This is a genomic window from Mesorhizobium sp. M7A.F.Ca.MR.245.00.0.0 (assembly GCF_003997415.1).
Lineage (GTDB): Bacteria > Pseudomonadota > Alphaproteobacteria > Rhizobiales > Rhizobiaceae > Mesorhizobium.
Map to the genome: position 1 here is coordinate 127,557 of NZ_RZTE01000013.1, position 7,731 is coordinate 135,287.

Consider the following 7,731-nt stretch of genomic DNA (forward strand, 5'->3'; position numbering starts at 1 on the left):
GCGACATGCCGTGGCGTAAATCGTACGTCGCAATTGGACCAATGAACTCGGTGCTCAAAGAAGCGCGCGCGGCACCTTCTCCTCGAAATTGCGCTCGAAGACGAGCGTTTCGTCCTCATAGGCCTCGATTCTGGCGCTGACGATGAAGTTTTGCGCGTCCGACCGCATTTCGGCTGTCGTTTCGGTGCGTACCGACCATCCGTTTCGCGACAGGGTCTGCGTCCAGTGCGTCTTCCCCGAGGCCGACAGCGGATCATCGGGGTGGATCGTCCAAGTCTCGCGGGCGATGCTGCCATTGGCCAGGCCATGAGCGAGATCGCGCACCTCGCCGAAATCATCAACGATGGAAAGCGTCACGATTCCTGTCTTTTCGTCACGATCGATATGGCGCTCGGAATTGCTGGCGCGGATCGTCTCCGTTGCCCAGGGAGTGGCACCTTCCGGCTCGGCGAACGCCGCTTCGTCGTCTGTCGCCAGCGGCCGCAGCGGCAAGCGGAGCGTCGCCGCCGACAAGGTCAGCCGGACCGGCTCCGGCGACGGCCAGATGGCAGGCCAATAGGCGTTCGAAACGGCAACGCGCAGGTGGTGGCCGGCAGGCACGCGGTAGGCGCATTGATCGAGCACTACGCGCGCAGACACGGTTTCACCCGGCACCAGCGCCTCCGGAAATTCGTGCGAATTGCGGTGCGTCAGATTGAGTACGCCATAGGAGATCAACTCCGAGGCGCCGTCGGGATGCACATCGCAAAGCCGGACCGCGATGTTGGCCTGCGGACGATCAGAGGATAGCTGCAGCTCGACCTCCGGGGCGCCGACGATGTCGATCGGCTCGCTGAGTTCCGGCTGGTCGAAACACGCCGACAGGGCATCGTCGGGGCGCTGATCGCCAGGCAGTTCGGGGCCGAAGGTGAAAGGAAAATACTCGCCGCCGGCCAGGCCGCAGCTTTGCGGCGAGGCCACGATGGCGGGTTTTTCCGTTGCGGGGATCAGATCGACCGTCTGCGTCTTGATGTTGGACGATGGCCATTCCTGCTCCGCCACCCAGCGGCCAGGCCGCTCGGGGTGCCAGCGCGCTGGGCGCACGCTGTCCATGACATAGGCGCGGTAGGCCGGGTCGGACTCGACACCGGTGTCGACACCCTTCAACCAGCGGTCCCACCAGCGCAGAGCCTCCTGCAGGAAGCCGATGGCGGGTTTTGGTCCTGCGTAGTGCGGGTATTTGTGGATCCATGGCCCGATAATGCCCTTGACCGGGGCTTCGATGTTGCTGGCCAGATGCGAGACCGTGTTGCGGTAGCCGTCATGCCAGCCGCCGATCGACAGCACCGCGGCTTTGACGGCGGAGAAATCCTCGCAGATCGAGCCGCGCTTCCAGTAGGCATCACGGTGCTGGTGTTTCAGCCACAGCGGCGCCAGGAAGGATTGGTTCTCCAGCCGGGTCAGCCACAGATCGCGCCATCTGTTGTCGCCGGCCAGCAGCGGGTCCGGTGGCCGCGACGAGTAGGACAGCATGGTCGAGGCCCAGCCGAAGTTCTCGATCAGCAGGCAGCCGCCCTTGTAGTGGATGTCGTCGGCATAGCGGTCGACGGTCGAGCATAGGCTGATCACGGCTTTCAGCGACGGCGGCTGCTTGGCCGCCACCTGCAGGCAGTTGAAGCCGCCCCAGGAAATGCCCATCATGCCGACATTGCCGTTGCACCAGGGCTGGCTTGCCGCCCAGGCGATGACGTCGCAGGCGTCCTGCAATTCCTGCTCGGAATATTCGTCGTCCATCAGCCCTTCGGAATCGCCATTGCCGCGCATGTCGACGCGGATCGAGGCGTAGCCGTGGCCGGCGAAATAGGGATGCGTCAGCTGATCGCGAAAGATGGTGCCGTCGCGCTTGCGGTAGGGCAGGTGTTCGAGGATCGCCGGCACCGGATCGTCGCCCGCATCCTCCGGCATCCACACCCGCGCCGAGAGCCGGCAGCCGTCCGGCATGACGATCCCCATGTCCGGGAATTCGACGACCTTGCGGGAAAATTCGGTGACTGTTTTCATGGCATGCTCCAGGATCGCCAGATGATGGAGCCGGTGGGGTCGCGTCGTGGGCCAGCCAACGAATTCGGCTGGTCAATCCGCGTCAATTCAGCGGAATGTCGTTATCGTCCTTATTCGCCTGATAGACGCCGGACAACTCATCGTAGCGCGCCGAAATCGCGCCGATACGTGTTTCCAGCCGTTGCCGCTCGGCTTCGGGCAAAGCTCGCACCAACCGACGTATGGAAAAGCTCTTCCAATAGGCATTCTCGGCGTTGTAGCCGCCGGGATCGAGGGTGAAGACCTCTTTCAGGATCTTTAGGTCGTGCGGGATAGCAAAACTGTCGCGCGAATCCTCGTGGCTGAACAGATAGTAGAAATTGTCGAAGCCGGTCCAGGTGATCGCCGACAGGCACAGCGAGCAGGGCTCATGCGTGGCGATGAAGATGGCGTCCTTCGTATCGACGCGCTCAGCCCTGGGCATTTCGTAGAAGCGCTTCAGGCAGTGCACCTCGCCGTGCCAGAGCGGGTTTTCCATCTCGTTGTTGGTTTCGGCCAGCACCAGCGACCGGTCGTCCTTGCGCAGGATCGCGGCGCCGAACAGCTTGTTGCCATGGGTAACGCCGTCGGCCGTCTTCGGGACGATGTCGTGCTCGATAACGTCGAGCAGGCGGTCGATCAGCGAAATATCCGTCATCAGGGGGTCTCCTGCCGCATGTCGCCCAAAGTGCCCCCGGGTTTGGGGTAACGACACGCACAAAAAATTAAGGGAGATGGATCTCGTAGGTGTGCGGGAAATGGAACTCTTCGAGATTGGAGCCGTCGCCGCCACGGTCGACGATCAGGAAATCCTGAGGCTCGCCGAGCGGCGTCAGGACGCCATGCCAGAGATTGCGCCGGTAATTGATGCCTTGTCCGGGTGCGGTGATGAAGGCATGCGGCTCATCAGGCCCTTGCTCGCCATCATGGCAGACGACGACCAGAAAGGGGCGCGGCGACAGCGGAATGAAGGCCTGGCTGCCAAACGGGTGGCGCTCGACCATGCTCAGCTTCAACGGCAGTTCGTAAGGCGTGCCGCGCACCATCGAGATCAGCACGCGGGCGTTCAGTCCGGTCGCCTCAGCGGTCGCCAGATCGTGATAGCGTTCGGCCCTGCCGCCATTGATCGGGTAGTGGTTGTCGCCGCCCATATCGATGACGTCGCCGAACGGAGCAAAGCTCTCGCGGGTCAGTGGCCGCGCAATGATCCGCGTCACGGCGTCCGCCCAGGGAAACCGGCGCCGCCGAGCTTGGCGTGCCGGTTGACGTCCTTGTAGAGCAGATAGCGGAATTTGCCCGGGCCGCCCGCATAGCAGGCCTGCGGGCAGAAGGCGCGCAGCCACATATAGTCGCCGGCCTCGACCTCGACCCAGTCCTGGTTGAGGCGATAGACCGCCTTGCCCTCCAGCACATAGAGCCCATGCTCCATGACATGGGTCTCGGCGAAGGGAATGACCGCACCCGGTTCAAGCGTGACGATGGTCATGTGCATGTCGTGGCGCAAATCGGCTGGATCGACGAAACGCGTCGTCGCCCAGCGGCCCTCGGTGCCGGGCATCGGCGTCGGCGCGATCTCCTGTTCGTTGGCGAAAAAGGCTTCCGGCACATCGAGACCGTCGACCGCCTCGTAAGCCTTGCGAATCCAGTGGAAGCGCACGTCGGCCCTGCTTTCGTTGCGAACCATCCAGCCGCTGGCCGGCGGCAGGAAGGCAAAGCCGCCGGGCCGCAAGACATGCTTCTTGCCGGCAAGCAGAACCGTCAGTTCGCCTTCGACCACGAACAGCGCGCCTTCGGCACCGGCATCGGGTTCCGGCCGGTCGCTGCCGCCGCCTGGCGCAACCTCGACTATGTATTGCGAGAACGTCTCGGCAAAACCCGACAGCGGTCGCGACAATATCCAGACGCGGGTCTCGTCCCAGAACGGCAAGGCACTGGTGACGATATCCTGCATCACACCCCGAGGAATGACGGCATAGGCCTGGGTGAAGACGGCGCGACCGGTCAGAAGCTCGCTCTGGCCGGGGAGGCCGCCATGTGGTGCGTAATAGGTTCGCTCGGGCATCCTGATCGTATCCATGGGTTCAAACCTATTGCGGAAGCATGTCCTTGAGGCGGAGCAGTGCGATGCGCTCGACCTGTTTGCAGGCGGTCTCGAATTCAACGCCGCGATTGTTGCCGATGCGCGCCTCGAACTCCGCCAGGATTTCCTCCTTCGTCTTGCCCTTCACCGCGATGATGAAGGGGAAGCCGAAGGTGGTGACGTAGGCGGCGTTGAGCTTGGAAAACAGTTCGCGCTCCTTGTCGGTCAGCGCGTCGAGGCCGGCCGAGGCCTGTTCCCTGGTCGATTCCGCCGTCAGCCGTTTGGCCTTGGCCAGCTTGCCGGCAAGGTCGGGATGGGCGTTGAGCACCGAAAGCCGCTCGGTTTCGCTGGCGGACCGGAAGATGCGGCAAAGCGCATTGTGCAGGCCGCCTGAAGTGTCATGCGCCGGCCCCAGTTCCAGTTCGTAGGCGCGTTCGGCGATCCAGGGCGAATGCTCGAACACGCCGCCGAAAGTGTGGACGAAGGTCTCGAATTCCATCTTCGATGGTCTGAGTGCCGCCGGCTGATAAGGATTGACCTCCTGCCAGTGTTTGGCGATGTCGATGCGCCTCGCCAGCCAGACCTTGTCGTGCGACTTCACATAGTCGACGAAGCGCTTCAGCGCCGCCACCCGGCCCGGCCGCCCGACGAGGCGGCAATGCAGGCCGATGTTCATCATGCGTGGCCGGCCGGCCTTGCCCTCGGCATAGAGCGTGTCGAAGCTGTCCTTCAAATAGGCAAAGAACTGGTCGCCCGAGTTGAAGCCCTGCGGCGTGGCGAAGCGCATGTCGTTGGCGTCGAGCGTATAGGGAATGATGAGCTGCGCGCCGCCCTCATGCTCGAACCAGTAGGGCAGCTCGTCGTCATAGGTGTCCGACACATAGTCGAAACCGCCTTCTTCTGCCACAATCCGCACTGTGTTGATCGATGTGCGACCCGTATACCAGCCGGTCGGGCGCGCGCCGGTCACTTCGTAATGCAGCTTGATCGCCGCCTCGAGGTCGCGGCGCTCATCCTCGGCGCTGTGGTCGCGGTAGTCGATCCATCTCAGCCCGTGCGAGGCGATCTCCCAGCCGGCTTCCTGCATGGCCGCCACCTGATCCGGCGAACGGGCGAGTGCGGTGGCGACGCCGTAGCAGGTGATCGGCACTTGCGACTCGGTGAACAGCCGCAGCAGCCGCCAAAAGCCGGCGCGGGCACCGTATTCGTAGATGGATTCCATGTTCCAGTGACGCTGGCCCATCCAGGGTGCCGCGCCGACGATTTCCGACAGGAAGGCTTCAGACGCCTTGTCGCCATGCAGCACGCAGTTCTCGCCGCCTTCCTCGTAGTTGACGACGAACTGCACGGCGACATGTGCCCCGCCAGGCCATTTCGGGTCCGGCGGATTGGCTCCATAGCCGCGCATGTCTCTGCAGTAACGCATCGTCCCTCTCGCCGGGCATGGCCCGAAGTATGATCAGGATATCGAAAGGGTGCCTCTCGCATTCCCCCGAAAATTTTTGAAAGTGTTTTTGTCGCACTCCGCTCGACCGGGACTTATGCATCGCCTTTAATTGGCGCACAATTCACTGTTGATACTTGATCGTACCGGGCCAATTCGCTCGTACCGGAAATGGAGGCGGCCAATGGCAGAAACGTCGAATGCCGATGGCGGGCGTCTGACGACCCATGTCCTCGACACGGCGACCGGCAAGCCGGCGGCGGGACTGTCGATCGCGCTTTATCACCTCGACGGCAAGGCACGGACACATTTGAAGACCGTTGTCACCAATGCCGACGGCCGTTGCGACAAGCCGCTGCTCGCCGGCGCGGAGTTCCGCACCGGTGAATACGAACTGGTCTTCGCCGCCGGCGACTATCTGCGCCAGCAGGGGTCGAGCCTGCCGAAACCGGCCTTTCTCGATGTGATACCGATCCGCTTCGGCATGGCCGAGCCCGTGCACTATCATGTGCCACTGCTGGTCTCGCCTTACGGCTACTCGACATACAGGGGGAGCTGAGGCATGGCCAAAATCAGCATCCGCAAAGAAATCCGCTTCATCCTCAACGGCAGGGACATCGCGCTTTCGTCGGTGGCACCCGACGCGACCCTGCTCGACTGGCTGCGGCTAGAGCGGTCGCTGCGCGGCACCAAGGAAGGCTGCGCCGAGGGTGATTGCGGCGCCTGCACCGTGTTGGTCGGCAAGCTCTCGGCCGGCGGGCTGGTCTATGAAAGCGTCAATGCCTGCATCCGCTTCCTCGGCTCGCTCGACGGCAGCCATGTCGTGACCGTCGAGCATCTGCGTGGTTCACCCGGCCAATTGCACCCGGTGCAGCAGGCGGTGGTCGATTTCCACGGCTCGCAATGCGGCTTCTGCACGCCGGGCTTCGTCATGTCGCTGTATGGCCTGTGGATGAAGTCGCCTGACGCTTCGAATGCGGATATCGAAAAGGCTTTGCAAGGCAATCTCTGCCGCTGCACCGGCTACGAGGCGATCATGCGCGCCGCGCATGCCATCTCCAGCTACGGCAAGGCGGCGAAGGATCCGCTGGCCGCGGAGCGCAAGGCGATCACCGAGAGGCTCGAGGCCATGCATGACGGCGCCCGGGTCGAGATCGGTTCGGCCAAGGCGTGGCTGGTCGTGCCGGCCAATGTCGATGATTTCGCCGCCGTGCTGGACAAGGACCCCAACGCCACCATCGTTGCCGGCTCGACCGATGTCGGCCTCTGGGTCACCAAGCACATGCGCGATATTTCGCCGGCCATTTTCATCGGCAATCTCGACGGACTTTGCACCATCTCGGAAGAAAACGGCATCATTTCGATCGGCGCGGGCGTCACCTACACTGACGCCTTCGCGACATTGGCGAAGCGTATCCCGGCGCTGGGGCCGTTGTTCGATCGCATCGGCGGCGAACAGGTGCGCAACATGGGCACCATCGGCGGCAACATCGCCAACGGCTCGCCGATCGGCGACACGCCGCCGCCCTTGATAGCGCTCGGCGCGCAACTGACGCTGCGCCGTGGCAAGAAGCAGCGCACGATCGCGCTGGAGGATTTCTTCATCGCCTATGGCAAGCAGGACCGGCAGCCGGGCGAATTCGTCGAGGCCGTGCACGTTCCGGTTCCGGCCAAGGGCACGAAATTCGCCGTCCACAAAATCACCAAGCGCCGCGACGAAGACATTACCGCAACCCTCGGCGCCTTCTTCTTGACGCTGGCCAGCGATGGCACGGTCGCGGAGGTGCGCATTGCCTATGGCGGCATGGCGGCGACGCCGAAGCGGGCGTCTTCTGTCGAAAAAGCGCTGCTCGGCAAGCCGTGGACCGAACAGACGGTTGAGGCAGCGATGGCCGAATATGACAGGGATTTCACCCCTCTGACCGACATGCGGGCCTCGGCCGAGTATCGGGCGCTAGCGGCAAAGAACCTGCTGTTGCGCTTCTTTGCCGAGACCACGGATACCCGGGCACCATTCCAAGTGTCACGCAACGAGGCGGCATGATGAGCACCAATGCCAGTGAACAAACAGCCGAACGGTCGCGAGTAGCGTCCTTCTCCCCGTTCACGGGGAGAAGATGCCGGCAGGCAGATGAGGGGCGGCGCCGTC

7 protein-coding genes are annotated in these 7,731 nt (G+C 63.1%); 2 read left to right on the forward strand and 5 right to left on the reverse strand.

What is annotated here, in order from left to right; all coding sequences use genetic code 11:
* Positions 1 to 54: 54 nt before the first annotated feature.
* The 5 genes from EOB80_RS16125 to puuE all read right to left on the reverse strand — a co-directional run bounded on the left by EOB80_RS16125 (position 55) and on the right by puuE (position 5,564).
* Positions 55 to 2,040 (reverse strand): CocE/NonD family hydrolase, encoded by a 1,986-nt coding sequence (locus EOB80_RS16125; RefSeq protein ID WP_127328577.1) that lies wholly within the window; start codon positions 2,038 to 2,040, stop codon positions 55 to 57.
* An 82-nt stretch (positions 2,041 to 2,122) separates the two neighbouring features.
* Positions 2,123 to 2,716: a nucleoside deaminase gene (locus EOB80_RS16130; RefSeq protein WP_127328578.1), complete on the reverse strand. Its 594-nt coding sequence runs from the start codon at positions 2,714 to 2,716 to the stop codon at positions 2,123 to 2,125.
* 67 nt (positions 2,717 to 2,783) lie between these two features.
* The gene (locus tag EOB80_RS16135) at positions 2,784 to 3,275 is read right to left on the reverse strand and encodes an ureidoglycolate lyase (RefSeq protein ID WP_127328579.1); all 492 of its coding nucleotides are present in this window, start codon (positions 3,273 to 3,275) and stop codon (positions 2,784 to 2,786) included.
* Complete coding sequence (locus tag EOB80_RS16140) at positions 3,272 to 4,135, reverse strand: bifunctional allantoicase/(S)-ureidoglycine aminohydrolase (RefSeq protein ID WP_127328580.1); 864 nt, start codon at positions 4,133 to 4,135, stop codon at positions 3,272 to 3,274. Before EOB80_RS16140 ends, EOB80_RS16135 begins: the two co-directional genes overlap by 4 nt.
* Before the next feature lie 10 nt (positions 4,136 to 4,145).
* Positions 4,146 to 5,564 (reverse strand): allantoinase PuuE, encoded by a 1,419-nt coding sequence (puuE, locus tag EOB80_RS16145; protein WP_127328581.1) that lies wholly within the window; start codon positions 5,562 to 5,564, stop codon positions 4,146 to 4,148.
* Between the two features lie 202 nt (positions 5,565 to 5,766).
* Between puuE and uraH the strand changes: the two genes are divergently transcribed.
* Both uraH and xdhA read left to right on the forward strand, forming a co-directional pair.
* Positions 5,767 to 6,141 carry a hydroxyisourate hydrolase gene (gene uraH, locus EOB80_RS16150; protein WP_127328582.1) on the forward strand — a complete coding sequence of 125 codons (375 nt, stop codon included), beginning with the start codon at positions 5,767 to 5,769 and terminating at the stop codon, positions 6,139 to 6,141.
* 3 nt (positions 6,142 to 6,144) lie between these two features.
* Positions 6,145 to 7,626, forward strand: coding sequence for a xanthine dehydrogenase small subunit (gene xdhA, locus EOB80_RS16155; RefSeq protein ID WP_127328583.1), 1,482 nt, complete (start codon positions 6,145 to 6,147; stop codon positions 7,624 to 7,626).
* Positions 7,627 to 7,731 lie beyond the last annotated feature (105 nt).

What these genes read in the sequence shown, in the direction of transcription:
- EOB80_RS16125 (WP_127328577.1), bottom strand. Translation starts at nt 2,040, where the DNA reads ATGAAAACAGTCACCGAATTTTCCCGCAAGGTCGTCGAATTCCCGGAC.
- EOB80_RS16130 (WP_127328578.1), bottom strand. Translation starts at nt 2,716, where the DNA reads ATGACGGATATTTCGCTGATCGACCGCCTGCTCGACGTTATCGAGCAC.
- EOB80_RS16140 (WP_127328580.1), bottom strand. Translation starts at nt 4,135, where the DNA reads ATGGATACGATCAGGATGCCCGAGCGAACCTATTACGCACCACATGGC.
- puuE (WP_127328581.1), bottom strand. Translation starts at nt 5,564, where the DNA reads ATGCGTTACTGCAGAGACATGCGCGGCTATGGAGCCAATCCGCCGGAC.
- uraH (WP_127328582.1), top strand. Translation starts at nt 5,767, where the DNA reads ATGGCAGAAACGTCGAATGCCGATGGCGGGCGTCTGACGACCCATGTC.
- xdhA (WP_127328583.1), top strand. Translation starts at nt 6,145, where the DNA reads ATGGCCAAAATCAGCATCCGCAAAGAAATCCGCTTCATCCTCAACGGC.